At 53.8% G+C, this 24,187-nt stretch carries 25 protein-coding genes; 14 read left to right on the top strand and 11 right to left on the bottom strand.

The window, feature by feature from the left end; all coding sequences use genetic code 11:
• The first annotated feature begins 39 nt into the window (after positions 1–39).
• Both V2154_RS22190 and rraA read left to right on the top strand, forming a co-directional pair.
• Positions 40–966 (top strand): 1,4-dihydroxy-2-naphthoate polyprenyltransferase, encoded by a 927-nt coding sequence (locus V2154_RS22190; protein ID WP_353503850.1) that lies wholly within the window; start codon positions 40–42, stop codon positions 964–966.
• Positions 967–1,075: 109 nt separating this feature from the next.
• Positions 1,076–1,561, top strand: coding sequence for a ribonuclease E activity regulator RraA (rraA, locus tag V2154_RS22185; RefSeq protein WP_034794610.1), 486 nt, complete (start codon positions 1,076–1,078; stop codon positions 1,559–1,561).
• Positions 1,562–1,646: 85 nt separating this feature from the next.
• Here the strand turns inward: rraA and zapB are convergent, their stop codons facing one another.
• Entirely contained in the window at positions 1,647–1,886 is a 240-nt protein-coding gene (gene zapB, locus V2154_RS22180; RefSeq protein WP_100935183.1) for a cell division protein ZapB, read from the bottom strand.
• 622 nt (positions 1,887–2,508) lie between these two features.
• Between zapB and V2154_RS22175 the strand changes: the two genes are divergently transcribed.
• The 3 genes from V2154_RS22175 (at position 2,509) to glpX (ending at position 6,107) form a co-directional block, all read left to right on the top strand.
• Positions 2,509–3,360: an MIP/aquaporin family protein gene (locus tag V2154_RS22175; RefSeq protein WP_100935182.1), complete on the top strand. Its 852-nt coding sequence runs from the start codon at positions 2,509–2,511 to the stop codon at positions 3,358–3,360.
• A gap of 44 nt (positions 3,361–3,404) precedes the next feature.
• Positions 3,405–4,928 (top strand): glycerol kinase GlpK, encoded by a 1,524-nt coding sequence (gene glpK / locus V2154_RS22170; RefSeq protein WP_034794600.1) that lies wholly within the window; start codon positions 3,405–3,407, stop codon positions 4,926–4,928.
• Positions 4,929–5,096: 168 nt separating this feature from the next.
• Positions 5,097–6,107 (top strand): class II fructose-bisphosphatase, encoded by a 1,011-nt coding sequence (glpX, locus tag V2154_RS22165; protein ID WP_353503849.1) that lies wholly within the window; start codon positions 5,097–5,099, stop codon positions 6,105–6,107.
• 78 nt (positions 6,108–6,185) lie between these two features.
• Here glpX and emrD read toward each other — a convergent pair whose 3' ends face one another.
• Entirely contained in the window at positions 6,186–7,370 is a 1,185-nt protein-coding gene (gene emrD / locus V2154_RS22160) for a multidrug efflux MFS transporter EmrD (RefSeq protein WP_353503848.1), read from the bottom strand.
• A 316-nt stretch (positions 7,371–7,686) separates the two neighbouring features.
• On the opposite strand from emrD, the gene fpr reads away from it, so the two are divergent.
• The gene (gene fpr, locus V2154_RS22155) at positions 7,687–8,433 is read left to right on the top strand and encodes a ferredoxin--NADP(+) reductase (protein WP_353503847.1); all 747 of its coding nucleotides are present in this window, start codon (positions 7,687–7,689) and stop codon (positions 8,431–8,433) included.
• 21 nt (positions 8,434–8,454) lie between these two features.
• Here the strand turns inward: fpr and V2154_RS22150 are convergent, their stop codons facing one another.
• Positions 8,455–8,874 carry a DUF805 domain-containing protein gene (locus tag V2154_RS22150; RefSeq protein WP_353503846.1) on the bottom strand — a complete coding sequence of 140 codons (420 nt, stop codon included), beginning with the start codon at positions 8,872–8,874 and terminating at the stop codon, positions 8,455–8,457.
• Positions 8,875–9,023: 149 nt separating this feature from the next.
• Here V2154_RS22150 and V2154_RS22145 point away from each other — a divergent pair, with 149 nt between their 5' ends.
• Together V2154_RS22145 and tpiA are read left to right on the top strand one after the other, a co-directional pair.
• A complete protein-coding gene (locus V2154_RS22145; protein ID WP_353503845.1) occupies positions 9,024–9,623 on the top strand; it encodes a DUF1454 family protein in 600 nt (199 codons plus the stop codon).
• A gap of 133 nt (positions 9,624–9,756) precedes the next feature.
• The gene (gene tpiA / locus V2154_RS22140) at positions 9,757–10,524 is read left to right on the top strand and encodes a triose-phosphate isomerase (protein ID WP_034794587.1); all 768 of its coding nucleotides are present in this window, start codon (positions 9,757–9,759) and stop codon (positions 10,522–10,524) included.
• Between the two features lie 146 nt (positions 10,525–10,670).
• Here the strand turns inward: tpiA and V2154_RS22135 are convergent, their stop codons facing one another.
• The 3 genes from V2154_RS22135 to cpxP all read right to left on the bottom strand — a co-directional run bounded on the left by V2154_RS22135 (position 10,671) and on the right by cpxP (position 13,870).
• Positions 10,671–11,660, bottom strand: a complete 990-nt coding sequence (locus tag V2154_RS22135) for a sulfate ABC transporter substrate-binding protein (RefSeq protein ID WP_353503844.1) — start codon at positions 11,658–11,660, stop codon at positions 10,671–10,673.
• A 186-nt stretch (positions 11,661–11,846) separates the two neighbouring features.
• Positions 11,847–12,833, bottom strand: a complete 987-nt coding sequence (gene pfkA, locus V2154_RS22130) for a 6-phosphofructokinase (RefSeq protein ID WP_353503843.1) — start codon at positions 12,831–12,833, stop codon at positions 11,847–11,849.
• Between the two features lie 530 nt (positions 12,834–13,363).
• Positions 13,364–13,870: a cell-envelope stress modulator CpxP gene (gene cpxP, locus V2154_RS22125; protein WP_353504052.1), complete on the bottom strand. Its 507-nt coding sequence runs from the start codon at positions 13,868–13,870 to the stop codon at positions 13,364–13,366.
• Between the two features lie 151 nt (positions 13,871–14,021).
• Between cpxP and cpxR the strand changes: the two genes are divergently transcribed.
• From cpxR to trmL, 3 genes are read left to right on the top strand one after another with little or no spacing between them, the layout of a single operon-like run.
• Positions 14,022–14,723 (top strand): envelope stress response regulator transcription factor CpxR, encoded by a 702-nt coding sequence (gene cpxR / locus V2154_RS22120; protein WP_034794579.1) that lies wholly within the window; start codon positions 14,022–14,024, stop codon positions 14,721–14,723.
• Positions 14,720–16,090: an envelope stress sensor histidine kinase CpxA gene (gene cpxA / locus V2154_RS22115; RefSeq protein WP_353503842.1), complete on the top strand. Its 1,371-nt coding sequence runs from the start codon at positions 14,720–14,722 to the stop codon at positions 16,088–16,090. The genes cpxR and cpxA overlap by 4 nt, the downstream gene beginning before the upstream one ends.
• Positions 16,091–16,126: 36 nt before the next feature.
• The gene (gene trmL / locus V2154_RS22110; RefSeq protein ID WP_353503841.1) at positions 16,127–16,600 is read left to right on the top strand and encodes a tRNA (uridine(34)/cytosine(34)/5-carboxymethylaminomethyluridine(34)-2'-O)-methyltransferase TrmL; all 474 of its coding nucleotides are present in this window, start codon (positions 16,127–16,129) and stop codon (positions 16,598–16,600) included.
• A 63-nt stretch (positions 16,601–16,663) separates the two neighbouring features.
• Here the strand turns inward: trmL and cysE are convergent, their stop codons facing one another.
• The 5 genes from cysE to V2154_RS22085 all read right to left on the bottom strand — a co-directional run bounded on the left by cysE (position 16,664) and on the right by V2154_RS22085 (position 19,858).
• Complete coding sequence (cysE, locus tag V2154_RS22105; RefSeq protein WP_034794571.1) at positions 16,664–17,485, bottom strand: serine O-acetyltransferase; 822 nt, start codon at positions 17,483–17,485, stop codon at positions 16,664–16,666.
• Positions 17,486–17,567: 82 nt separating this feature from the next.
• Positions 17,568–18,587 (bottom strand): NAD(P)H-dependent glycerol-3-phosphate dehydrogenase, encoded by a 1,020-nt coding sequence (gene gpsA, locus V2154_RS22100; protein WP_353503840.1) that lies wholly within the window; start codon positions 18,585–18,587, stop codon positions 17,568–17,570.
• Entirely contained in the window at positions 18,587–19,057 is a 471-nt protein-coding gene (gene secB, locus V2154_RS22095; protein WP_034794567.1) for a protein-export chaperone SecB, read from the bottom strand. Before secB ends, gpsA begins: the two co-directional genes overlap by 1 nt.
• 68 nt (positions 19,058–19,125) lie before the next feature.
• Complete coding sequence (gene grxC / locus V2154_RS22090; protein WP_034794565.1) at positions 19,126–19,377, bottom strand: glutaredoxin 3; 252 nt, start codon at positions 19,375–19,377, stop codon at positions 19,126–19,128.
• Positions 19,378–19,426: 49 nt separating this feature from the next.
• Entirely contained in the window at positions 19,427–19,858 is a 432-nt protein-coding gene (locus V2154_RS22085; protein WP_353503839.1) for a rhodanese-like domain-containing protein, read from the bottom strand.
• A 303-nt stretch (positions 19,859–20,161) separates the two neighbouring features.
• Between V2154_RS22085 and gpmM the strand changes: the two genes are divergently transcribed.
• The 3 genes from gpmM (at position 20,162) to V2154_RS22070 (ending at position 24,151) form a co-directional block, all read left to right on the top strand.
• Positions 20,162–21,706 carry a 2,3-bisphosphoglycerate-independent phosphoglycerate mutase gene (gpmM, locus tag V2154_RS22080; protein WP_353503838.1) on the top strand — a complete coding sequence of 515 codons (1,545 nt, stop codon included), beginning with the start codon at positions 20,162–20,164 and terminating at the stop codon, positions 21,704–21,706.
• A 226-nt stretch (positions 21,707–21,932) separates the two neighbouring features.
• Entirely contained in the window at positions 21,933–23,198 is a 1,266-nt protein-coding gene (gene envC / locus V2154_RS22075; protein WP_353504051.1) for a murein hydrolase activator EnvC, read from the top strand.
• Positions 23,199–23,200: 2 nt separating this feature from the next.
• The gene (locus tag V2154_RS22070) at positions 23,201–24,151 is read left to right on the top strand and encodes a divergent polysaccharide deacetylase family protein (protein ID WP_353503837.1); all 951 of its coding nucleotides are present in this window, start codon (positions 23,201–23,203) and stop codon (positions 24,149–24,151) included.
• Positions 24,152–24,187: the final 36 nt, after the last annotated feature.

The following is a 24,187-nucleotide window of genomic DNA, read 5'->3' as shown; positions in this document are numbered from 1 at the left end:
ATTTCTGGGCGAAACATCAGTTTATTGAGCGAAAAAAATATGAGCATGATAACCCCCTGCAATACGACATCGCCGACCAAAGCCTGGCTGGAAAGTCTCCGCCTGCGAACGCTGCCTCTGGCCTTCGCCTCCATAGTGATGGGTTCCGCTGTCGCCAGCCTGCAAGGCGTGTTTCACCCGTTAACGGCGCTCCTCGCGCTGCTCACGGCCGGGCTGCTGCAAATTCTGTCCAATCTCGCCAATGACTATGGCGATGCTGAAAAAGGCAGTGATACGCCGGACCGCATCGGGCCACTGCGCGGCATGCAAAAAGGTTTAATCAACGCCAGCCAGATGAAGCGCGCCATTATCCTGACCGTGGTGTTAGCCGTGCTGTCGGGTATCGCGCTGATTGCCGTCGCCTGCCAGAAACCCAGCGACGTGGTCGGCTTCCTGATCCTCGGTTCGCTGTCGATTGGCGCGGCTATCACTTACACCGTCGGCACGCGCCCTTACGGCTATATGGGCCTCGGCGACATTTCCGTCTTAGTGTTCTTCGGCTGGATAAGCGTAGCGGGCACCTTCTACTTGCAGGCCGGGTATTTTGATTGGGTTGTTATGCTGCCCGCCACGGCGACTGGCTTATTAGCCACCGCCGTCCTGAATATCAATAATTTGCGCGATATCGAAACTGACAGCGCCAACGGCAAAAACACGCTGGCCGTGCGCCTTGGGCCGAAAAATGCCCGTCGCTATCACGCATTGATCATTAGCGGTGCCGTGCTCTGTCTGGCGTTGTTTGCCCTACTGCACTTGCACAACGGCTTCGGTTGGCTCTTTATCCTGGCGCTGCCGCTGCTGGCTAAACACGTCCTCACGGTGATGCGCGAACCCACTGCTGAGGGTATCCGTCCCCTGTTGGAGAACATGGTGAAGGTCGCTTTATTGACTAACGTGTTGTTTGCCGTCGGCCTGTTACTCAATTAGCAATCCAAGCTAAGTCTGGCTGAAAGCGAAATTTAACAATTGATGCTTTTGCCAACAGCCTTCAGAAAGGGATATACTGCACATTCATGCAGCAACCAGATGAAATCCTATGAAATACGATACTTCCGAACTATGCGACATCTATCACGAAGAAGTGAATGTCGTTGAACCCTTGTTCTCCAACTTTGGCGGACGTACTTCATTTGGCGGGCAGATCACCACGGTGAAGTGCTTTGAAGACAATGGCTTGCTTTATGATCTGTTGGAGCAAAACGGTTTAGGCCGCGTGTTAGTGGTTGATGGCGGTGGCTCGGTTCGCCGTGCTCTGCTCGACGCCGACCTCGCAACGCTGGCACTGGAAAACCAGTGGGAAGGCATCCTGATTTACGGCGCGGTGCGTCAGGTGGATGACTTGCAGGACTTGGACATCGGCATTCAGGCGATGGCCGCTATCCCTGCTGGCGCAGCAAGCGAAGGCATTGGTGAGAGTGATATCCGCGTCAACTTCGGCGGTGTAACCTTCTTCACCGGTGACCATTTGTATGCTGATAACACCGGCATCATCCTGTCAGAGGATGCACTCGACCTCGAGTGATTCCCTAAACGCAGATGCTTCTGCAATAAAAAAGCCCGCAGCGCGGGCTTTTTTTATGGGAGCAAGTTATGCAAAGAAGGCTGGATCAGACTTCTTCCATTTTCCCTAACAGTGCGCGCAGACGATCTTGCCACACGTGTTGTTCTTCTTTCAGCTGCGCGTTTTCACGCACCAGTGACTCATGGTTGCCGCTGGCTTGCTGAACTTCCTGAGACAGGTTGTTGTTCTGTTCTTTCAGTTCTTCGATTTCCATTTGCAATAAAGTAATGGTATCAATCGCTTGCTGAACTTTCGCTTCTAATTTCTCAAATACTTCAAATGACATTCTTCGGTCCTCTTCATGTTCGCAAGGCGTACATCTGGTAAGTTCTGTCGCATCGTCCGGACACGACTCTGAATTCTCGCACCACGCAGATTTTATTGATATTTCGGGAAGGAAACGCCGTCAAATCTGCGGATGTCTTGAAATACGATTGTATGTAGCCAGTACTGCCCTGTCTAGCAACAACCCTGCCCTACACGCAGTCTGTTGCAATTTTAACGACAAAACTATCAGCAAATGCTTAAAAAGCGAGACGAGTCGAAGGATCACGCCAGCAATTTCGCCTAAAGTCAGTCTAACAAGGGGTTTGACGAGCGGAAGGCATCCGAATGACCTTGTGCGCGTTAGGGACGCAATCAGGGAAGAAATAGGGATAAACGCGGGTCAAACGCGCGCCAAAAACCGCTTTTTGCGGTTGGTCTAACCAGTCTGGCATTCGAAATCGCTCATTTTTATGACACAACACACAAAATTTGATTTCGCTATTTCTCGTTTATGCTCGTTAACGATAAATTCACATTACATTCTCATTTACTGATGAATGTCTTATTCCGATTACGTTCACGTACGTCTAGTAAGAAAAATTATAACTAACCCTTAACATTATCCTTTATAGGATCCGACTATGAGCCAAACCATGAGTTCCACATTAAAAGGTCAGTGCATCGCTGAGTTTCTAGGTACCGGGCTTATCATTTTCTTTGGTGCAGGATGTGTTGCTGCATTGAAGCTTGCCGGCGCAGGCTTTGGCCAGTGGGAAATTAGTATCGTCTGGGGTTTTGGTGTGGCGATGGCCATCTACCTGACCGCAGCCGTGTCTGGCGCTCACCTTAACCCAGCAGTCACTGTCGCGCTTTGCCTGTTCGCGAACTTTGAAGGACGCAAAGTTCTGCCTTACATCATCGCGCAAGTTGCGGGGGCTTTCTGCGCCGCCGCTCTGGTTTACGGTCTGTACTACAACCTGTTCTTCGATTTCGAACAAAGCCACAATATGGTGCGCGGCAGCGTCGAGAGTTTGGATCTGGCAGGCATCTTCTCTACCTACCCGAACCCACACATCAGCGTGTTGCAGGCATTCTTGGTTGAAGTGGTGATCACCGCCGTGCTGATGGCGCTGATTCTGGGCCTGACTGACGACGGCAACGGCATCCCGCGTGGCCCGCTGGCTCCGCTGTTAATCGGTATCCTGATCGCTGTTATCGGTGCTTCAATGGGTCCATTGACCGGCTTCGCCCTGAACCCTGCTCGTGACTTCGGTCCTAAGCTGTTCGCCTACTTCGCAGGCTGGGGCAAAGTGGCCTTCACAGGCGCGCGTGACATCCCTTACTTCTTAGTCCCGATTTTTGGCCCGCTGATTGGCGCATCTCTGGGTGCTGTAGGTTATAAGACGCTGGTTGGTCGCCACCTGCCTTACGAAATCAATGAGGAAGCGGAAGAGAAAGCGGCCCAGCAGGCATCAAAACAGCGTAAAGCGTAATTGGCTATATTGTTCACAGCTCTCTAATTCGTAGGAATATTATTATGTCAGCAGATACGACTCACGAAAAAAAATACATCGTCGCGCTCGATCAAGGCACCACCAGCTCCCGCGCGGTCGTGCTTGACCATGACGCCAATATCGTCAGCGTTTCCCAGCGCGAATTTACCCAAATTTATCCGAAATCCGGCTGGGTCGAGCATGACCCAATGGAGATCTGGTCTTCGCAAAGCTCAGTGCTGGTAGAAGTGCTGGCAAAAGCGGACATCAACTCTGACCAAATCGCCGGTATTGGTATCACCAACCAGCGTGAAACCACCATCGTGTGGGAAAAAGAGACCGGTAAACCCATTTATAACGCCATCGTTTGGCAGTGCCGTCGTACAGCTGACATCTGTGAGAAGCTGAAAAAGGACGGAATGGAAGAGTACATCCGTGAAAACACTGGCTTGGTGGTTGACCCTTACTTCTCCGGTACCAAGGTGAAGTGGATTCTGGACCACGTAGAAGGCTCCCGCGAGCGCGCTAAGCGTGGCGAGCTGCTGTTCGGTACCGTCGACACCTGGCTGGTGTGGAAGATGACTCAGGGACGCGTTCACGTTACTGATTACACTAACGCCTCCCGTACCATGCTGTTCAACATCCATGACCTGAAGTGGGATGAGCGCATGCTGGAAGTGCTGGATATTCCGCGCGAAATGCTGCCGGAAGTTCGCCCTTCTTCTGAAGTTTACGGCCAGACCAACATTGGTGGTAAAGGCGGTACGCGTATTCCTATCGCCGGGATCGCCGGTGACCAGCAGGCAGCTCTGTACGGCCAGCTTTGCGTGCAGAAAGGCATGGCAAAAAATACCTACGGCACCGGCTGCTTCTTGCTGATGAACACCGGTACTGAAGCTGTAACCTCCAAAAACGGCCTGCTGACCACCATCGCCTGCGGCCCTCGCGGCGAAGTGAACTATGCGCTGGAAGGTGCGGTATTCGTCGGCGGCGCGTCCATTCAATGGCTGCGCGACGAGCTGAAGTTGATCAGCGACGCCACCGACTCCGAGTACTTCGCTGGCAAAGTTAAAGACACCAACGGCGTGTACGTGGTGCCGGCCTTCACCGGCCTCGGCGCACCTTACTGGGACCCGTATGCCCGTGGCGCTATCTTCGGCCTGAGCCGTGGCGCCAACAGCAACCACATCATTCGCGCCACGCTGGAATCTATCGCTTACCAGACTCGCGACGTGCTGGACGCCATGCAAGCTGACTCGGGCGCACGCCTGCAGGCTCTGCGCGTGGACGGCGGCGCGGTGGCTAACAACTTCCTGATGCAATTCCAGTCTGACATCCTCGGCACGCGCGTTGAGCGTCCGGCGGTGCTGGAAGTGACCGCGCTGGGTGCCGCATTCCTGGCGGGTCTGGCAGTGGGCTTCTGGAATGATCTGGACGAAGTGCGCAGCAAAGCCACTATCGAACGTGAATTCCGCCCAAGCATTGAAACCACCGAGCGTAACTTCCGCTACAAAGGCTGGCAGAAAGCCGTGGCGCGCGTGCGTTCATGGGAAGATCACGACGAGTGATCGCGTCCGGTCGGGTTCTCGCGGAACCCGCCATCATCAGCTCCAAGCAAACTCCCCTTAACGGGGAGTTTTTTTATGCGCTTTTTCTGCCCTGCCCCTATGCTAAAATCCGCCCCAGCGATGAGCATTTGCCTCACCCACCTTATTTTTCTTCGAATGGGTTTATCCATGAAACGTGAATTAGCTATCGAGTTCTCCCGCGTCACCGAAGCCGCCGCGCTGGCTGGCTACAAATGGCTCGGCCGTGGCGACAAAAATCTCGCCGACAACGCCGCCGTGCAGGCAATGCGCATTATGCTGAATAAGGTCGACATCGACGGGCAAATCGTCATTGGCGAAGGTGAGATTGACGAAGCGCCGATGCTCTACATCGGCGAGCAGGTTGGCACGGGCAAGGGCGACGCGGTGGATATCGCTGTTGACCCCATCGAAGGCACGCGCATGACCGCCATGGGCCAGTCCAACGCGCTGGCCGTGCTGGCCGTCGGTGACAAAGGCTCCTTCCTCAACGCCCCTGACATGTACATGGAAAAAATCGCCGTCGGCCCCGGCGCTAAAGGCGCGATTAATTTAGACCTGACGCTGGCGGAAAATCTGCAAAATATCGCCAAAGCCTTGGGTAAACCACTGAGCGAACTGACCGTGGCGACCCTGGCCAAACCGCGCCACGACGAGGCTATTCGCGCCATGCTGCAATCCGGCGTGCGCGTGTTTGCCTTCCCCGACGGCGACGTCGCCGCAACCATTCTGACCTGTATGCCGGAGAGCGAAGTTGATGTGCTGTATGGCATCGGCGGCGCGCCGGAAGGGGTGATTTCGGCGGCGGTGATCCGCGCGCTGGACGGCGATATGCAGGGCCGCCTGCTGGCGCGTCACGATGTGAAAGGCGACACCCCAGAAAACCGCCGCATTGGCGAAGAAGAGCTGGTGCGCTGTAAGGCGATGGGTATTGAGGCCGGTAAGGTGTTGCAACTCGACGACATGGCGCGCAACGACAACGTGATTTTCTCGGCAACCGGCATCACCAAGGGCGACCTGCTGGAAGGCATTAGCCGCAAAGGCAACATGGCGACCACCGAAACCCTGCTGATCCGCGGCAAATCGCGCACCATTCGCCGCATTCGCTCTACCCACTTCCTTGACCGCAAAGATGCTGCTCTGCACGAGTTCATCATCTAATAATTGATGGGTTTAACGCGGCCATACAAGCAAAAAGCAGAGCCATAGCTCTGCTTTTTTTATGTTTCGCGCGCTGAGTTAGATGGTATGCCCCTGCTCCTGCTGGCGATTGGCCATTGGCCACCAGCAGAGCAGAATCAGCAGCGCCATGGCGAACATTAGCAGGCCAAGGCTGAACTGCCCGGTTTGCGGCAGCATGGCTGACATCCACGCCACCAGCCCGGAACCGATATTCTGAATGCCGCCCACCAAGGCCCCGGCCGCGCCAGCGAGATAGGGGAAAGGCTCCATCGCGCCGGTGGTCGCCAGCGGGAACAGCATCCCCGCGCCGAAGAAGAACAGCGACGCCGGAACAATCAGCGTCCAGATGTTCATCACGCCCAGCCAGCCAGGGATCCACATCAGCACGCCCGCCAGCAGGCAGCTGATCACCGAGTGCCACATCAGCTGGTTGAAGCTCTTCTCCGCCCGCCCGGCATACCACGCGCCGAAGAAGGCCGCCGGAATAGGCAGAATAAACAACAGGCTGACGGTCATCGCGCTGAGCTTCAACACGCCGCCCATCAGCACCCCGCAGCTGGCTTCAAACACCGCCACGCCCGCCAAAGCCCCCACCAGCATCACGAGATAGCGGCTGAAGTTGCCGTCCGCCAGTAGCAGGTGAAGGCTGCTCAGCATACCGCGCGGCTCATCGTTAACCGGGCGCGTCTCTGGCAGCCAGCGATACATGGAAAACGCCACGCCGGCGCACAGCAATAACAGGAAACCAAAACTGGCGCGCCAGCCCAGCCACGCCGCCAGCGCGCCGCCAATGATTGGCGCGACCAGCGGGCTGACCAAAATCCCCATGTTTAATAGGCTGTTGGCCTGACGTAACGCGCCACCGCTGTATAAATCGCGCGGCATGGTGCGCGCCATCACGCCCGCCACGCCGGTGCCCATACCCTGCACGGCGCTACCAATAATTAAAATCGTCAGGCTCTGCGCCATCATGGCGGTGGCGGCGCCGACCAGAAAAATCATCATCCCGGTGAGGATCACCGGCTTGCGCCCAATCTTATCCGACAGCGGCCCGTAGATGAGCTGTGACGAGCCGTAAGCGATTAAATAGGCCGCCATCACTCGCTGAACCGCCCCCGGTTTTACGGCCAGGCTTGATGCCATATCCGCGATATTCGGCACATAGATGGTTTGCGCCATCTGCCCTACGGCCACCAGCAAAATCAACATCACCAGCAGGTGAATATTTTCCAGTTTTTTCATTTTCTAGTTCATTAACCATTAAGGCATCCGAATACCAGCATATTGAGCCAGTTTCGGTGGGGTAAGCAGTCGGCGCATAAATTAACAAAACCGTAGGAATAAGCGAGAGGCAGGCGGAAAACTCTGTTTACGCCAGTGGCGGGCTTTAGTGCCAGTTTCGTAAAGATAACGGTACGACACGCGAGCATCTCTTACCCGTCGTAAACAGGTTGATAACATTTAATCGATAATGGATTCGGTGAATGTGAAATAAAATCAGCGAGGTAAATGAAGCGCCGACGCGCTGCACCATGGACTTAACACGGAGTACTTTTTTATGGCTGATTGGGTTACAGGCAGCATCACCAAAGTCGACCGCTGGACAGATGCCCTGTTCAGTATTCAGGTGAGTGCGCCCATTGATGCATTCACCGCGGGCCAGTTCGCTAAGCTGTCGTTAGAAATCGACGGTGAACGCGTCCAGCGCGCCTATTCCTACGTTAATGCGCCAAGCAATCCCAATCTTGAGTTCTATCTGGTGACTGTCCCGGAAGGCAAGCTCAGCCCTCGCCTGAACGACATGCAGATTGGCAGCGAGATTCAGGTCACTAAAGAGGCTGCGGGCTTTTTCGTCATTGATGAAGTGCCAGAATGCGACACCCTGTGGATGCTGGCGACCGGCACGGCCATTGGCCCGTACTTATCCATTTTGCAGGAAGGCATCGGCCTAGATCGCTTTAAGAACATGGTGCTGGTGCACGCCGCGCGCTTCTCGCAAGACCTCAGCTACCTGCCGCTGATGCAGCAGCTCCAGCAGCGCTATAACGGCAAGTTGCATATTCAGACCGTGGTGAGCCGTGAAGAAGTGGCGGGATCGCTGACAGGTCGCGTACCGGCGCTGATTGAAGATGGTTCGCTGGAAGCCGCCGTGGGGCTGAAAATGGATGCTGAAGACAGCCATATTATGCTGTGCGGCAACCCGCAGATGGTGCGCGATACCCAGCAAATCCTCAAAGACAGCCGCGGAATGCGTAAGCATTTGAAACGCAAACCGGGCCATATGACCAGCGAGCATTACTGGTAAAATCAAGATTAGAGCCGCAGGCTATTTGAACCTGACGCTCTCTGCTTCCGGGCCAAAGCGATTTGTGCCCGGCGTTCCCACGAAGGCGCCGCAGTCGATAATCAGCATCACGAAAATCACCGCCGGAAGCAGCCTGCCGACCACCCACTGCCACAGCGTCGGGATCATGTCCCAATGCCCCGCCGCCAGCATCCACGCCAGAATAAACAGCAGTGCCCACCAGGCCGATTTATTGCGGTCGTGCAGGCGTTTCACCATCACCGCGGCGGTGGGCCACAGCAAAACCACCACGGCAAAAGCGGCGGATTGGATTTCGATCCACTGTCTGTCGGCAAAGGTGAACACCGCCACCATCAGCACCAGCCAGCTGACCATCCAAATCCAAAACTCACGGCGGCCCATGCGGCCATTAAATGAAAAGAGTGCGTGTTGCAGGGTCATCGGGGAAGCATTCCATCAAAGTCGGGTCAGAAAACTGCCGCAAAGTGTAACCCAGCCCGGCCAGATGCCGACAATGTTTACGCACTCCTTTTGACATTGCCCCCTGATCCCCGCTCTAATCGGGTATCGCTTCAAAACAGAACAGGCTTATGACTGCAAACTTCATTCTTCGCCTCGCGCTTCCCGCGCTGCTGCTGATTTCAGGGCTGAATCAGGCCAATGCGGAACCACCCGCCGAGCACCAGACCGTCGAGGAGATGCCGAAAGCGCCTTATCTACTGGCGGGCGCCCCGACTTTCGAAATGACGCTGGTGAGCTTTCGCGAAAAATATAACGCGGCCAACCCGAGTCAGCAGATCAGCGAATTCCGCGCCATTACCGACAAAACCGGCAATGACCTGCTGACCCGCGCTGCCAGCAAGATTAATGAGAATCTCTATGCTTCTACAGCATTGGAGAAAGGCACCGGGAAAATCAAAACCCTGCAAATCACCTACCTGCCCATCCAAGGGCCGGAGGCCAAAGCCGCGCGCACGCTGGCTATCAGCTACATGGCGAACCTAATGCGCGAGTTTGACGGTACCCTGACAGTGGAGCAAAGCGTGGCAAAAGTGGCGTCGCTGATCGACAAAGGCAAAGGCCAGCAGTTCTACCAACAGCAGGTCGGCGCGATTCGTTACGTGATTTCAGATAACGGCGAGAAGGGGCTGACCTTCGCCGTAGAGCCGGTAAAACTCGCGCTTTCATAAGCCTTGGATAACGGCAATTAATGACAAAAAGCAAAGCCTTTAGTTGTGATCCTCTCTATACTATTGGGCAGGTAATCTGCTTGTTTGGCAGAAATTTTAATCGACACTCGCGTCCCCTTTTGGAGGAAAAAACATGCGACATCCATTAGTGATGGGTAACTGGAAACTGAACGGCAGCACCCACATGGTTAACGAACTGATCGCTGCGCTGCGCAATGAGCTGAGCACGGTTGAAGGTTGTGGCGTTGCTATCGCACCACCAGAAGTTTACCTGTCACAGGCTAAACACGCGCTGGCGGGCAGCCGCATCGCGCTTGGCGCACAGAACGTTGACACCAACCTGTCTGGCGCATTCACCGGCGAAACTTCTGCCGACATGCTGAAAGACATCGGTGCGAAATACATCATCATCGGTCACTCTGAGCGTCGTACTTATCACAAAGAAAGTGACGAGTTCATTGCTAAGAAATTCGGCGTGCTGAAAGATGCTGGCCTGATCCCAGTGCTGTGCATCGGTGAAACCGAAGCAGAAAACGAAGCGGGTCAAACTGAAGCCGTGTGTGCAAAACAGCTGAACGCCGTGCTGAACACGCTGGGCGCTAAAGCCTTCGAAGGCGCGGTTATCGCTTATGAGCCAGTTTGGGCTATCGGTACCGGCAAATCTGCCACTCCAGCTCAGGCTCAGGCGGTTCACAAATTCATCCGTGACCACGTTGCTAAACAAGACGCTGAAATCGCTAAACAAGTGATCATCCAGTACGGCGGTTCTGTAAACGCAGCTAACGCGGCAGAACTGTTCACTCAGCCAGACATCGATGGCGCGCTGGTTGGCGGTGCTTCTCTGAAAGCTGATGCCTTCGCGGTTATCGTGAAAGCCGCTGCTGAAGCGAAAAAAGCCTAATCCACTTTTCTGACGCACTTGCGGCGTCAGCATAAAAAAACCCGGCCTCTTCACAGAGCCGGGTTTTTTATTATCAGCGATATCTGGTCAGTGATTCGGGTAAGCAACCGCAGCCAACGCCGAGACAGCGCCAAGTATGACGGGCATTAGCGCTTACTGATTTGGTCGAATATCCCACCGCTCGAGAAGTGCTCTTTCTGCGCTTCGGCCCAAGTACCTGCCACCTGATCGATAGTGAACAGCTTCAGTTTAGGGAATTCAGCGGCAAACTTCTTCTCAACGGCTGGGTCACGCGGACGGTAGTAGTTTTCCGCCGCGATGGTTTGACCTTCAGTGGAATAGAGATACTTCAGGTAAGCATCGGCCACTTCGCGAGTGCCGCGCTTGTCGACCACTTTATCCACCACGGAGACGGTTGGCTCAGCCAAAATGGATTCGCTTGGCGTCACAATCTCAAACTTGTCGTTGCCCAGGTCCTTGGTTGCCAGCAAGGCTTCGTTTTCCCATGCAATCAGCACGTCGCCGATGCCGCGCTCAACGAAGGTGTTGGTTGCGCCACGTGCGCCGGAGTCCAGCACTTCAACGTTTTTAAACAAGGCTTTCAAGAATTCCTGAGCTTTCGCTTTGTCATTGTTGTTGTGATGCAGGGCGTAGCCCCACGCCGCCAGATAGTTCCAGCGCGCGCCGCCCGAGGTTTTCGGGTTTGGCGTAATGATAGACACGCCCGGTTTGATCAGATCATTCCAGTCGTGAATTTGTTTTGGGTTGCCCTTCTTCACCAGGAAAACGATGGTGGAGGTGTAAGGCGCGGAGTTGTCCGGCAGGCGCTTGATCCAGTTTTTGTCGATACGCCCGCGTTCGGCAATCGCATCTACGTCATAGGCCAGCGCGAGGGTGACGACGTCAGCCTCGATACCATTGATAACGGAGGTCGCCTGCTTGCCAGAGCCGCCGTGAGATTGACGCACGGTTACGGTGTCGCCGGTTTTACCCTGCCAGTATTTGCTGAACGCTTTGTTATATTGCTCGTAGAATTCACGCGTTGGATCATAAGACACGTTCAGAATCTGAACATCTTTCGCAATTGCGCCCGTCGCCACCAGCAGTAATGCCAGACCTACACCCCATTTACGCATCTCACTCTCTCCCAGAAATTTTTTCAATGGATTGGATTTATCGTATTAGATGCCTAGAGCCTGCCAGAGAAAAATCGAACAACTAAAGACTAAAAAGTATTTTTCTATTCCATTCAGGAATAACTGTTTTTCGGGCAAAAAAAAGCCCCCACGCGTGGAGGCTTTATCGCTAAGTAATTATCTGTTTTAGAATAATTTTTTAGCCGTGTCGTACCAGTCTTCTTTGAATTTACTTTTCTTATTTTCTGGTGAGATACAGATAGAAATTAATTCATGAACCATTTTTTCGTTTTCAACACCGACGCAGAAACCGCCCTGAGTGTAGTCGCGGTCTTCTTCCAGCAGCAGGTCAACAGCATAAGCACCCATGCGAGAAGCCAGAATACGGTCGTAAGCGACTGGTGCGCCACCACGTTGAATGTGGCCTAAAACGGTACCGCGAGTTTCACGGCAGGTTTCTTTCTCGATGTATTTAGCCAGCTCGTCGATATCATCCAGTTTTTCTGTGATAGCAACGATGGCATGCTTTTTACCTTTGGCGATACCGGCTTTGATTTCAGCAACCAGGTCATCACGTTTGAATTCAACTTCTGGGATGGCGATGAATTCGCAACCACCGGCAATCGCAGCAGCCAGAGTCAAATCGCCACAGTGGCGACCCATCACTTCAACGATGGAAATACGTTGGTGAGAAGAAGAGGTGTCGCGCAGACGGTCGATCGCTTCAACCACAGTACCCAACGCGGTGAAGAAGCCGATGGTGTAGTCAGTACCCGCTACATCGTTATCGATGGTGCCTGGCAGACCGATACAGCGAATGCCGCCTTCTTTGGTCAGCAGGTCAGCACCAGCGTAAGAACCGTCGCCGCCGATAACCACTAAGCCATCGATACCACGGTCTTTCAGGTTTTGCAGAGCAACCTTGCGGTTTTCAGGATCGCGGAATTCCGGGAAGCGAGCAGAACCTAAGAAAGTACCACCACGGTTGATCATGTCGGACACGCTGTAGCGGTCCAGTGGTCGCATGCGGTTTTCGTACAAGCCAAAGTAGCCATCTTCAATACCGAAAACTTCTAATCCTGCAGATAGAGCAGCACGAACAACGCCGCGAATCGCGGCATTCATGCCTGGCGCATCGCCGCCACTTGTCAGTACACCGATTTTTTTAATCATGACCACCTCTGAACTTGTAGATGCAATTTCTTAAGAATTCTTGAGCATGCCTATTGGCCCGGATACTAGCTGGCACTACTACTAAATGGCTAATGGCGTTTGATGTTTATAGTATAACAAAACACCATCGCTGAATTGATTCAAGTCAGCAAGAATACGCTTACTGCGTTGACCCTTGGCAATTTAATGATTCACCCTGTTTTTACAACATATTTCCGGCATTTTCCTCGCAGAAAGCGGAGCTTTGATGGCCTTTCAAGGGAGCTTTAAATGTAGACGCCAATCGCGAAAGCCAAAAGAACCCGCGCAGGCTTTAAACAGCGTCTTTATTAGCGACTATCCTAAGAATAGCATTGTTCTAAGCGACATCTGACTGATAATACGAGATATGTCTTATCTAAGGTGAGAAAAAGAACGGAGTTCCCCCCGCCAGATTTAATGCGCCAATGTGTGGGCTTTACCGCAAAAAAAACCCCACCTTTCGGTGGGGAAGACAGGGATGGTGTCTATGGCAAGGAAAAACAGGGGTATTACTGGGTACTGATACTACTTGGCTTCTGGGCAGAAGTAGGTTGTAAGCCAGCCATTTGCTGCTGCATCTGTTGCATGCGCTGCTCATGTTTCTGGTTTAATACGTTTTTCTGTTCGGGAGTCAGAAGATTGAACATCTGATTGCGAATGCGGGCCATTTCAACCTGGCGATCCACTTGCTCCTGAGCCATGACTTCGGCCTGTGCCCGAACAGCTTTTTGATCGAAATTCTCAGCGGTGACCAGACGATGCATGGTTTCCATCTGATCTACATTAATATGGGGTAAGTCTTTACGAGCCTGATGCATCAAGTCACGCATTTGCTGGCGCTGCTGCTCAGTCAGATTAACGCCATCAAACATGGTGTTGCGTTCCTGAGGCTTGTCCAGCATGTTGGTATCTTGAGCTGAAGGTGCCACTGGCGTCACATTAGCGGTATCCGCTAAAACGACACCCGAACTCAGTGTCAGTATTGAGGCCGTAACTAATGCAGCTACCTTGGACATCATTAACTCCTATATCTTTATCGCTTATCGCGAATCATTGGAAATCAGTCTAAACCGGTCGCTGCAAACATGCGTCAGTGCATGTAAAAGTACGTAAAGTCATGGAATAGCGGCAATTGATGACGTATTTTGCGTCTTAGAGGTAAATACAATGAATAAAATTTTGTTGGTTGATGACGACCGTGAACTGACTTCACTCTTAAAAGAATTGCTCGAAATGGAAGGCTTTAATGTGGTGGTTGCTTACGATGGTGAGCAGGCGCTTGAAAAGCTGGATAACAGTATCGATTTGCTCTTGCTCGACGTGATGATGCCAAAGAAAAATGGCATTGAAACCTTAAAAGAACTTCGCCAACGCCACCAAACGCCGGTCATCATGCTGACTGCGCGCGGTAGCGAGCTGGATCGCGTGCTGGGTCTTGAGCTTGGTGCTGATGACTATTTACCTAAACCTTTCAACGATCGCGAACTGGTCGCGCGTATTCGCGCCATGCTGCGCCGTTCCAACTGGAGCGAACAGCAACAAACCGGCGAATCTAACGGCTCACCGACGCTGGAAGTGGATGGCTTGCAACTGAATCCGGGTCGTCAGGAAGCCAGCTTCGGCGGCGTCGCGCTAGACCTTACCGGGACTGAATTCACCCTGCTCTATCTGCTGGCGAAGCATTTAGGTCAGGTGGTGTCGCGTGAGCATTTGAGCCAAGAAGTGCTGGGCAAACGCCTGACGCCTTTTGACCGTGCCATCGACATGCATATCTCCAATCTTCGCCGCAAACTTCCCGATCGTCAGGATGGCCATCCTTGGTTTAAAACGCTGCGCGGACGCGGCTATTTGATGGTATCCGCTACATGATCAACAGCCTAACGGCACGCATTTTTGCGATTTTCTGGTTTACCGTTGCCTTAGTTTTGATGCTGGTTTTAATGGTGCCCAAGCTTGATTCACGCCAACTTACACCGCTGCTCGATAGTGAACAGCGGCAAGGCCTGATGATTGAACAGCATGTCGAAGCCGAGCTGGCAGGCGACCCGGCGAATGACCTGATGTGGTGGCGTCGGCTGTTCCGCGCTATCGAAAAGTGGGCTCCGCCGGGCCAGCGCCTGTTGCTGGTGACCAGCGAAGGCCGTGTCATTGGTGCGCAGCGCAATGAAATGCAGGTGGTGCGTAACTTCATCGGGCAGTCAGATAACTCAGATCGTCCGAAAAAGAAAAAGTATGGCCGTCTTGAAATGGTCGGGCCTTTTTCCGTTCGCGATGGTGAAGACAATTATCAACTTTACCTGATTCGCCCGGCCAGCAGCCCGCAGTGGGACTTCATCAACCTGATGTTTGACCGCCCATTCCTGCTGCTGATTGTCACCATGTTAATCAGTTCTCCGCTGCTGCTCTGGCTGTCGTGGAGTCTGGCAAAACCTGCTCGTAAGTTGAAAAACGCGGCGGACGACGTGGCGCGAGGCAATCTCAAGCAGCATCCAGAACTGGAAGCGGGGCCGCAGGAGTTTCTGGCGACCGGGGCCAGCTTCAATCAGATGGTCAGCGCGCTTGAACGCATGGTTACAGCTCAACAGCGGCTTATCTCGGATATCTCACACGAGCTGAGAACCCCGCTGACTCGCCTACAGCTGGCGACCGCACTGATGCGCCGCCGTCACGGTGAAGGCAAAGAGTTGCAGCGTATAGAGACGGAAGCACAGCGCCTCGACAGCATGATCAACGACCTGTTAGTGCTTTCCCGCAGTCAGCATAAGAACGAACTGGCGAGGGAGACGCTAAAAGCCAATGAGCTATGGGCCGACGTGATTGAAAATGCCCAGTTTGAAGCTGAGCAGATGGGCAAAACGCTGGAAGTCCCTGTACCTCCGGGTCCGTGGAAGCTGTTTGGTAATCCGGCGGCGCTGGATAGCGCCCTTGAGAATATCGTTCGCAATGCGCTTCGCTACTCCAATACCCGTATCGCGCTGAACTTCGCCTGCGACAGTGAAGGCATCACCATCACGGTGGATGATGACGGTCCGGGCGTGAGCGAAGCCGACCGCGAGCAGATTTTCCGTCCGTTCTACCGTACCGATGAGGCGCGTGATCGGGAGTCCGGCGGCACGGGGTTAGGTTTGGCGATTGTCGACACCGCAGTACAACAGCACCGTGGTTGGGTGAAAGCCGAAGATAGCCCGTTGGGCGGCTTGCGACTAATCATCTGGCTACCGCTGCATCAGCGTTAAGATTCTGCTATTCTGCGCCCTCTCACAGGGGGGCGCATGCTTAACATCGTACTTTTTGAACCAGAAATCCCGCCAAATACGGGCAACATTATCCGCCTGTGTGCCAACACCGGCTTCCAGTTACATCTCATCGAACCTCTTGGATTCGGCTGGGATGACAAAAAGCTGCGCCGTGCCGGTTTGGACTACCACGAATTCGCCAACATTAAGCATCATGCTAACTATGACGCCTTTCTCAGCAGTGAGAACCCGCAGCGAATTTTTGCCCTCACGACTAAAGGCACGCCAGCGCACAGCGCGGTGAGCTATGAAGCCGGGGATTATTTGCTGTTTGGGCCTGAGACGCGCGGGCTACCGCCGGTGATTCTGGACAACCTACCAGCAAATCAAAAAATCCGTATTCCAATGCAGCCAGAGAGCCGCAGCATGAACTTGTCGAATGCGGTGTCAGTGGTGGTATACGAAGCCTGGCGCCAAATGGACTACCCCGGCGCGCTGATTAAAAGCTGAGTGTGTTTTAAGTAGAAGTAAAAGCAGAAATGGCATGTGAACACATGCCATTGATAGCCAGACTTAGATCCCGTCGCCGAACTCAAAGCCTTGCGTAATACCGTTGAAATGCTGATCCATGTCCATCGAAGGCCTTTCGCTCTCTGGGCGACCGACGATGCGGGCAGGAACCCCTGCCGCCGTGGTGTGTGCTGGAACGGATTGCAGCACCACTGAGCCAGCACCAATCTTGGCACCTACCCCGACTTCGATATTACCCAGAATCTTGGCACCCGCACCAATCATCACGCCTTCGCGGATTTTTGGGTGTCGATCGCCGCAGGTCTTGCCTGTCCCGCCCAGCGTGACTGACTGCAAGATTGAGACGTCGTTTTCGACCACGGCCGTTTCACCAATGACGATACCCGTCGCGTGGTCGAGCATGATGCCGCAACCAATTCGCGCTGCCGGGTGGATATCCACGCCAAAGGTGACGGAAATTTGATTTTGGAAATAGATGGCCAGCGCCTGACGGTCTTGCTTCCACAGCCAGTTACCAATTCGGTAAGCCTGCAGCGCGTGAAAACCTTTCAAATAGAGCAGCGGCGTGGAGTATTTATCCACTGCCGCATCGCGCTGATGCACCGCAAGGATATCGCGCGCGGCGGACAGCGTCATCTGGGCGTCATTGCGATAGGCCTCTTCCACCACTTCACGAATGGCAATCGCTGGCATAATCGGGCTGCCCAGCTTGTTAGCCAGAATGTAGCTTAATGCCCCGTCGAGGTTTTCATGCTTGAGCAACGTCGCATGAAAAAAGCTCGCCAGCATAGGTTCACACTCAGCCAGCGCTCTCGCCTCTGATTTAATGTTTTTCCAGACCAGTTCCAGCTCTTCTAACGACATTACTGTTCCTTACGGCTTCGATAAGATAATAAAAAGCCGCTCTATCGGGTGACCAATAGAGTGGCTCTGTCCCGGCTTACAATCAGTGGCTGCTTTTTTCGTCTTTACTGGCACGAGCCAGCAAGCTGATTGCCGCTTCGCGGGCATCTTTCTGGCAATACAGTACTTGATAGATTTGCTCAGTGATTGGCATTTCAACGTTATAACGCTGTGCCAGCGCACGGACTTCTTTGGTATTACGGTAGCCTTCGACCACCTGACCAATCTTATCCTGCGCGCCCTGAACATCCATCCCCTCGCCCAGCATAATGCCAAAACGCCGATTACGAGATTGATTGTCTGTGCAGGTTAACACCAAATCACCCAGCCCCGCCATGCCCATAAATGTGGACGGATCAGCACCAAGTGCTGAGCCAAGGCGGCTCATTTCTGCTAAGCCACGGGTGATAAGCGCGGTGCGCGCATTGGCACCAAAGCCGATGCCATCGGACATCCCGGCACCAATGGCAATCACGTTCTTCACGGCGCCGCCAAGCTGCACGCCGACGAAATCGGGATTGCTGTAGACACGGAAACTCTTACCGCAGTGCAAAAGCTGTTGCAGATCTTCAGCAAATTCTGCGTCGGTGGCGGCCAGCGCTATCGCGGTAGGCATGCCGGCTGCCAGCTCTTTGGCAAAGGTCGGGCCAGAAACCACGGCTAGCGGAATGTCATCGCCTAGAATTTCGCGAGCAACGTCTTGCAGCAGACGGCCCGTTTCCGCCTCGAGGCCTTTAGTGGCCCAGACGATACGAGAGTCAGCGCGAAGATGAGGTTTAATCTGCTGGAGCACGTCACCAAACACGTGGCTCGGCACTACCACCAAAATGTTGCGGCTAGCGGCCAGCGCAATGGCGAGGTCAGTTTCCAGCACCAGGCTGTCAGGGAAAGGAACGTCCGGCAGAAATGCCTGATTGCAGCGAGCAGCCTGTAACGTGCGAATGTTATCGGCGTTATGGCCCCACAGCACCACGTTGTGGCCATTTCTGGCGAGCGTTATGGCTAAAGCGGTGCCGTATGAGCCGGCACCGATCACAGTCATTGAAGCATTGACGGTTTTCATCAGGCATCCTGATGTGGTTCTGCACCTTCGCCTTCAGCCTGCTGTTGCAAGTAGTTCATGAACAGCGCGTCGAAGTTCACAGGTGCCAGATTCAGTTGCGGGAAGGTACCGCGAGAAACCAGGCTGGTAATGCACTCACGAGCATATGGGAACAGAATGTTCGGGCAGTAAGCACCCAGGCAATGTGCCAGTTGGTTCCCATCAATGCCGGAGATGGTGAAGATACCACCTTGTTGCACTTCACACAGGAAAGCAGTGTCGTCGCCCAGTGAAGAAGTCACGGTCACACGCAGTACCACTTCATACACTTCATCAGCCAGCTGGCTTGAAGCAGTATCTAAATCAAGTTTAACTTCTGGCTGCCAGTCTTGCTGGAAAACCTGAGGCGCGTTTGGCGCTTCGAAGGAGATATCCTTGGTGTAGATACGCTGGATCTGGAAAGCCATCTCGGTGTTGTTTTGTTCTGACATGTAAGTAGTACCCTTAAGTTAATAGTCCTTTAAACACTTGATTAAATTACACAACTGCCTGATGTCGCTCACAGCAACGGATCAAGGCCACCTTTGGCATCAAGTGCATGTAAATCGTCGCAGCCACCAATGTGCTGTCCGTCGATAAAAATCTGAGGAACGGTAGAAGGACCGCCAGTACGCGCGATCATCTTTTCACGTTTGTCCGCATCGCCATCAATGGCGATTTCTTCAAAAGCCGCGCCCTTGCTGTTAAGTAACGCTTTCGCACGGTGGCAATAAGGACAGGTTGCCTTGGTATAGATTTCAATTTTAGCCATGGTAGCCACCTCAAGTGTCGTAGATGTATTACTGCGTAATTCGAAGCAATTACTTACCGCGAGCCAGTGGCAGGTTTTCGCTGCTCCAGCCAGAGATACCGTCTTTCAGGGTATAAACCTGTTCAAAACCAGCACTCACTAAGCCTTCTGCCGCAGCGCGGGAAGAGGTGCCGTTGGCGCAAACCACGATAACTGGCTGTGCTTTATGCTTCACCAGCTCACCCAAGTTGTTGCTCTTAATGTCGGCGCTCAACACGTTTAAAGACGTGGAGATATGGCCTTTACGGAATTCTTCGCGTGCGCGCACGTCAACCACAACGGCGTCTTCTTTGTTGATCAGGCGGGTCGCTTCACCACGGGAGATCTCTTTTACTTTAGAAAAACGCGTCTTAAAGGTGGTCACAATTACTGCAATCAGCAACGCAACCCACGCTAGGCTGAGAACCGGATGCGCACTAATGAACGGCATAATATCTTGCATGGGGTGTAGCAACTCCCGTCAGTTGGGGGAAAATTCAAGGCTTGAGAGTATACCTGCGCGCTGCGGCAAATACAGCCAGTATGCATCTCCTAATGCCACAAACTGCGGCATATCTCGGAAAATTAACACGCATTTATCCCACTTGTTAATCCATACATTGCCCAACTTTGATCTCTCAGGGCTATTTGTGTTTTCACTCTGACGTAAAATCCTCTCGCAAAAAGTGGGAATAGCCACGCCAAACCCGTGCTGCGGGCCACGGCGAGCCTATTCAACATTTACTCTTTTAATGAGGCTTTTGACATGTCGAGCAACAAAAAACCTATGGTACTGGTGATTCTGGACGGCTACGGGCACCGCGAGGAATCACAAGACAACGCCGTTCTGAATGCCAAAACGCCGGTGATGGATAGCCTGTGGCAGACTTACCCGCACACGCTGATCGCCGCCTCAGGTCTGGACGTTGGCTTGCCCGACGGCCAAATGGGCAATTCCGAAGTCGGTCATGTCAATCTGGGGGCGGGACGTATCGTTTATCAAGACCTGACTCGCCTCGATAAAGAAATTAAAGAAGGTGATTTCTTCGAAAATGCCGTGCTGGCCGGGGCTGTCGACCGCGCCGTAGCCGCGGGTAAAGCCGTGCACATCATGGGCCTGCTCTCTGCGGGCGGGGTTCACAGCCACGAAGACCACATCATGGCGATGATTGAACTGGCCCATCGTCGCGGCGCAAAAGCCATTTATCTGCACGCTTTCCTCGACGGTCGCGACACCCCGCCACGCAGCGCCGAAAGCTCACTCCAGCGCTTTAGCGAAAAATTCCAGCAGTTGGGCACTGGCCGTATCGCCTCCATTATTGGCCGTTATTACGCCATGGACCGCGATAATCGCTGGGACCGCGTGCAGCAAGCTTATGATCTGATGACGCAGGCCAAAGGCGCGTTCACCGCCGATAACGCCGTGGAAGCCCTGCAAGCCGCCTATGCTCGCGATGAAAACGATGAGTTCGTCAAAGCCACCGTGCTGCGCCGCGCGGGCGAAGCCGATGCCGCGCTGGAAGACGGCGACGCGATGATTTTCATGAACTTCCGTGCCGACCGTGCGCGTGAAATCACCCGCGCATTTATCAGCCCCGACTTTGACGGCTTCACCCGCGAAAAGGTGATTAACTTCGGCGATTTCGTGATGCTGACGGAATACGCCGCCGATATCGATGCCGAGTGCGCCTATCCACCCGCTTCACTGAAAAACACCTTGGGCGAGTGGCTGATGGCCCACAACAAAACCCAGCTACGCATCTCCGAAACGGAGAAATATGCTCACGTCACCTTCTTCTTCAACGGCGGCATGGAAGACCCGTTCGCCGGTGAAGATCGCATTCTGATTAAGTCGCCGAATGTCGCAACTTATGATTTGCAGCCGGAAATGAGCTCGGCGGAACTGACCGACAAACTGCTCACCGCCATTGGCAGCGGCAAGTACGACACCATCATCTGTAACTATCCAAATGGCGACATGGTGGGTCACAGCGGCGTGTATGAAGCGGCGGTAAAAGCAGTGGAAACGCTGGATGAGTGCATTGGCAAAGTGGTCGAGGCGGTGAAACAGGTGGGCGGCCAGCTACTAGTGACGGCCGATCACGGTAATGCCGAACAAATGCGCGACCCGGCAACAGGGCAGGCGCACACCGCGCACACCAATCTGCCGGTGCCGTTGATTTATATCGGCGCAGACGCGCAGGTGGTCGAAGGCGGCAAGCTTTCCGATATCGCGCCAACCATGCTGTCGCTGATGGGTATGAAAACCCCAGCGGAAATGAGCGGTAAGCCGCTATTTATCGTTAAATAGTCCTGAACGACGTCTAAACGGGCCGCATTTTAAGCATTGCGGCCATTTAAAGGACGTCGGTTATGCACTACAGTTTTAAGGCGTATTAGCGCGGCTAGTACGCCTTTTTTGTTTGTGCATCAGGCTGTTGATTAGTGGTACGATAACCTGAAGGACAGCCAGATTGTCTATCATCCACGGTCGGCAAGCAGGAAAAAGTTTGAGCAAATTCATCAATTTCAGCGCAATGAAAAATCGTCTTTCTATTAATGATAAGACGACATCAGGCAGCCCGGCGTCCGCATTTTTGCTTTGCGCCTCGTTACTCGTTCCTGCTTTTGTTGCTCACGCTGACGACAATAAAGACCAGCTCAAAACTCTCCAGCAAAGCATCGCCGAAAAAGAGAAAAGCGTTAAGCAGCAGAAACAGCAGCGCAGCTCGTTGCAGGATCAGCTTCAGGCGCAGGAAAAGATCATCGCCTCGGCCAGCCGTGGGCTACGTGATACTCAATCGACCCTCGCCACCCTCAATAAAGACATCGCCAATTTAAATGCCTCGATAGACAAACTGCAAAAACAGCAAAAAAGCCAAGAAGAAATTCTGGCGAAACAGCTGGATGCCGCCTTCCGCGTCGGTCAGCACAGTGGGTTACAACTGCTGTTGAGTGGCGAAGAGAGCGAGCGCAGTGAACGCATTTTGGCCTATTTCGGCTATTTCAACCAAGCCCGTCAGAAGTCTATCGAGCAGCTTAAGCAAACGCGCACCACGCTGGCCGCGCAGCGCGTCTCGCTGGAAGCCAAACAGACCCAGCAGAAAAGCTTACTGAGCGAGCAGCAGAGCCAGCAGCAAAAGCTCGAACAGGCCCGCGCAGCGCGTAAACAGACGCTAAGTTCGCTGGAAAGCTCATTGCAAAAAGACGAGCAGAGCCTGTCCGAACTGAAGGCCAACGAAACGCGCCTGCGTGACAAGATTGCCGCCGCCGAGCGCGCCGCCCGCGCTCGCGCAGAGAAAGAGGCCAAAGAGGCCGCGGCTATTCGCGCCAAAGAGCAGCAAGCCAAGAAGAAGGGCTCCACCTACAAACCGACGCAGGGCGAGCAGGCGCTGGTGTCGCGTACCGGCGGGCTGGGTCGCCCAGCGGGGCAAGATATTTGGCCAGTTCGCGGCTCTATTCTGCACCGATTCGGCGAACAGCTGCAGGGTGAGCTACGCTGGAAAGGCATCGTGATTTCGGCTCGGGAAGGGAGCGAAGTCAAAGCCGTCGCCGATGGCCGCGTTCTGCTGGCCGACTGGCTGCAGGGCTACGGTCTGGTGGTGGTTATCGAGCACGGTAAAGGTGATATGAGCCTTTATGGTTACAACCAAAGCGCGCTGGTGAACGTGGGTGATCAGGTTAAATCCGGTCAAGCCATTGCACTGGTGGGTACCAGCGGAGGTCAGGGCCAGCCATCGCTGTATTTTGAAATTCGTCGTCAGGGCCAGGCCGTTAACCCACAGCCGTGGTTGGGAAGATAGCATTGCGATATAAAAAGTCCGTTTTAGCCGCGCTGTGCGGCACCGTCCTGTTTGCCTGTCAGGCTCAGGCAGCGAAATTAGCCATCCTTATTGATGATTTTGGTTACCGCCAACAGAATGAAAATCAGGTGTTGCAGATGCCCAAGGCCGTCTCCATCGCGATTTTCCCCAATGCGCCCGATTCGCACATCATGATGGAGAAAGCCCACCAGCAGGGCCGTGAGATCCTGATCCACCTGCCGATGGCGCCCCTGAGTAAACAGCCGCTGGAAAAAGATACCTTAACGCCGTCGATGAGCAGCGAAGAGGTGAAACGTATTGTGGATCAAGCGATTAAGAGCATCCCTTACGCCGTCGGCATCAACAACCATATGGGCAGCGCCATGACCTCCAGCCTGCCGGGTATGGAGAAGGTGATGCAGGCGATGAACGCCCACAGCCTGTTTTTCCTCGACAGTATGACCATCGGCAATACCAAGTCAGTGCAGGCCGCCGCCGGGACTCAGGTGCGCGTCATCAAGCGAAACGTCTTTTTAGATGATGTGCAGAATGAAGCTGAGATCCGCAAACAGTTTGAGCGCGCCATCCAGCTTGCGCGCCGCAATGGCTATGCCATCGCCATCGGCCACCCGCACCCGACCACGGTGCGCGTGTTGCAGCAAATGTTACCGAACTTGCCGTCTGATATCGTGTTGGTGCGTCCAAGCGATCTGCTGAATGAGCCGACCCGCAGCGCGCCGCCGGGCAAAAGCCCGACCAAAGTCACGCCGCCGAAAACGGTGTTTAAAGGGGCGCGCCTCTGTACCAGCAAGAAACCTGTGGCGCCGGTGTATGCCGATACCATGTTCAAGGTTATTGGTGAGAGCGTGGCACAGCTGCCTGCCGTCACCTTTGTTGAGCGCACGTGGAACACGTGGTTTGCCGACAAGCCGAATAGCCCGCAAAAGCCGTAAAACACTCTGCGTTATCAATGCAAAAGGCCAGCAAAT

The organism is Ewingella sp. CoE-038-23 (assembly GCF_040419245.1).
GTDB lineage: Bacteria > Pseudomonadota > Gammaproteobacteria > Enterobacterales > Enterobacteriaceae > Ewingella > Ewingella allii.
Note: the sequence above shows the minus strand (reverse complement) of the source record. Positions and strands in the feature narration are given on the sequence as shown.

Coding starts and splice junctions, on each gene's coding strand:
- V2154_RS22190 (WP_353503850.1), top strand. CDS start 40: ATGAGCATGATAACCCCCTGCAATACGACATCGCCGACCAAAGCCTGG.
- rraA (WP_034794610.1), top strand. CDS start 1,076: ATGAAATACGATACTTCCGAACTATGCGACATCTATCACGAAGAAGTG.
- zapB (WP_100935183.1), bottom strand. CDS start 1,886: ATGTCATTTGAAGTATTTGAGAAATTAGAAGCGAAAGTTCAGCAAGCG.
- V2154_RS22175 (WP_100935182.1), top strand. CDS start 2,509: ATGAGCCAAACCATGAGTTCCACATTAAAAGGTCAGTGCATCGCTGAG.
- glpK (WP_034794600.1), top strand. CDS start 3,405: ATGTCAGCAGATACGACTCACGAAAAAAAATACATCGTCGCGCTCGAT.
- glpX (WP_353503849.1), top strand. CDS start 5,097: ATGAAACGTGAATTAGCTATCGAGTTCTCCCGCGTCACCGAAGCCGCC.
- emrD (WP_353503848.1), bottom strand. CDS start 7,370: ATGAAAAAACTGGAAAATATTCACCTGCTGGTGATGTTGATTTTGCTG.
- fpr (WP_353503847.1), top strand. CDS start 7,687: ATGGCTGATTGGGTTACAGGCAGCATCACCAAAGTCGACCGCTGGACA.
- V2154_RS22150 (WP_353503846.1), bottom strand. CDS start 8,874: ATGACCCTGCAACACGCACTCTTTTCATTTAATGGCCGCATGGGCCGC.
- V2154_RS22145 (WP_353503845.1), top strand. CDS start 9,024: ATGACTGCAAACTTCATTCTTCGCCTCGCGCTTCCCGCGCTGCTGCTG.
- tpiA (WP_034794587.1), top strand. CDS start 9,757: ATGCGACATCCATTAGTGATGGGTAACTGGAAACTGAACGGCAGCACC.
- V2154_RS22135 (WP_353503844.1), bottom strand. CDS start 11,660: ATGCGTAAATGGGGTGTAGGTCTGGCATTACTGCTGGTGGCGACGGGC.
- pfkA (WP_353503843.1), bottom strand. CDS start 12,833: ATGATTAAAAAAATCGGTGTACTGACAAGTGGCGGCGATGCGCCAGGC.
- cpxP (WP_353504052.1), bottom strand. CDS start 13,870: ATGTCCAAGGTAGCTGCATTAGTTACGGCCTCAATACTGACACTGAGT.
- cpxR (WP_034794579.1), top strand. CDS start 14,022: ATGAATAAAATTTTGTTGGTTGATGACGACCGTGAACTGACTTCACTC.
- cpxA (WP_353503842.1), top strand. CDS start 14,720: ATGATCAACAGCCTAACGGCACGCATTTTTGCGATTTTCTGGTTTACC.
- trmL (WP_353503841.1), top strand. CDS start 16,127: ATGCTTAACATCGTACTTTTTGAACCAGAAATCCCGCCAAATACGGGC.
- cysE (WP_034794571.1), bottom strand. CDS start 17,485: ATGTCGTTAGAAGAGCTGGAACTGGTCTGGAAAAACATTAAATCAGAG.
- gpsA (WP_353503840.1), bottom strand. CDS start 18,587: ATGAAAACCGTCAATGCTTCAATGACTGTGATCGGTGCCGGCTCATAC.
- secB (WP_034794567.1), bottom strand. CDS start 19,057: ATGTCAGAACAAAACAACACCGAGATGGCTTTCCAGATCCAGCGTATC.
- grxC (WP_034794565.1), bottom strand. CDS start 19,377: ATGGCTAAAATTGAAATCTATACCAAGGCAACCTGTCCTTATTGCCAC.
- V2154_RS22085 (WP_353503839.1), bottom strand. CDS start 19,858: ATGCAAGATATTATGCCGTTCATTAGTGCGCATCCGGTTCTCAGCCTA.
- gpmM (WP_353503838.1), top strand. CDS start 20,162: ATGTCGAGCAACAAAAAACCTATGGTACTGGTGATTCTGGACGGCTAC.
- envC (WP_353504051.1), top strand. CDS start 21,933: ATGAAAAATCGTCTTTCTATTAATGATAAGACGACATCAGGCAGCCCG.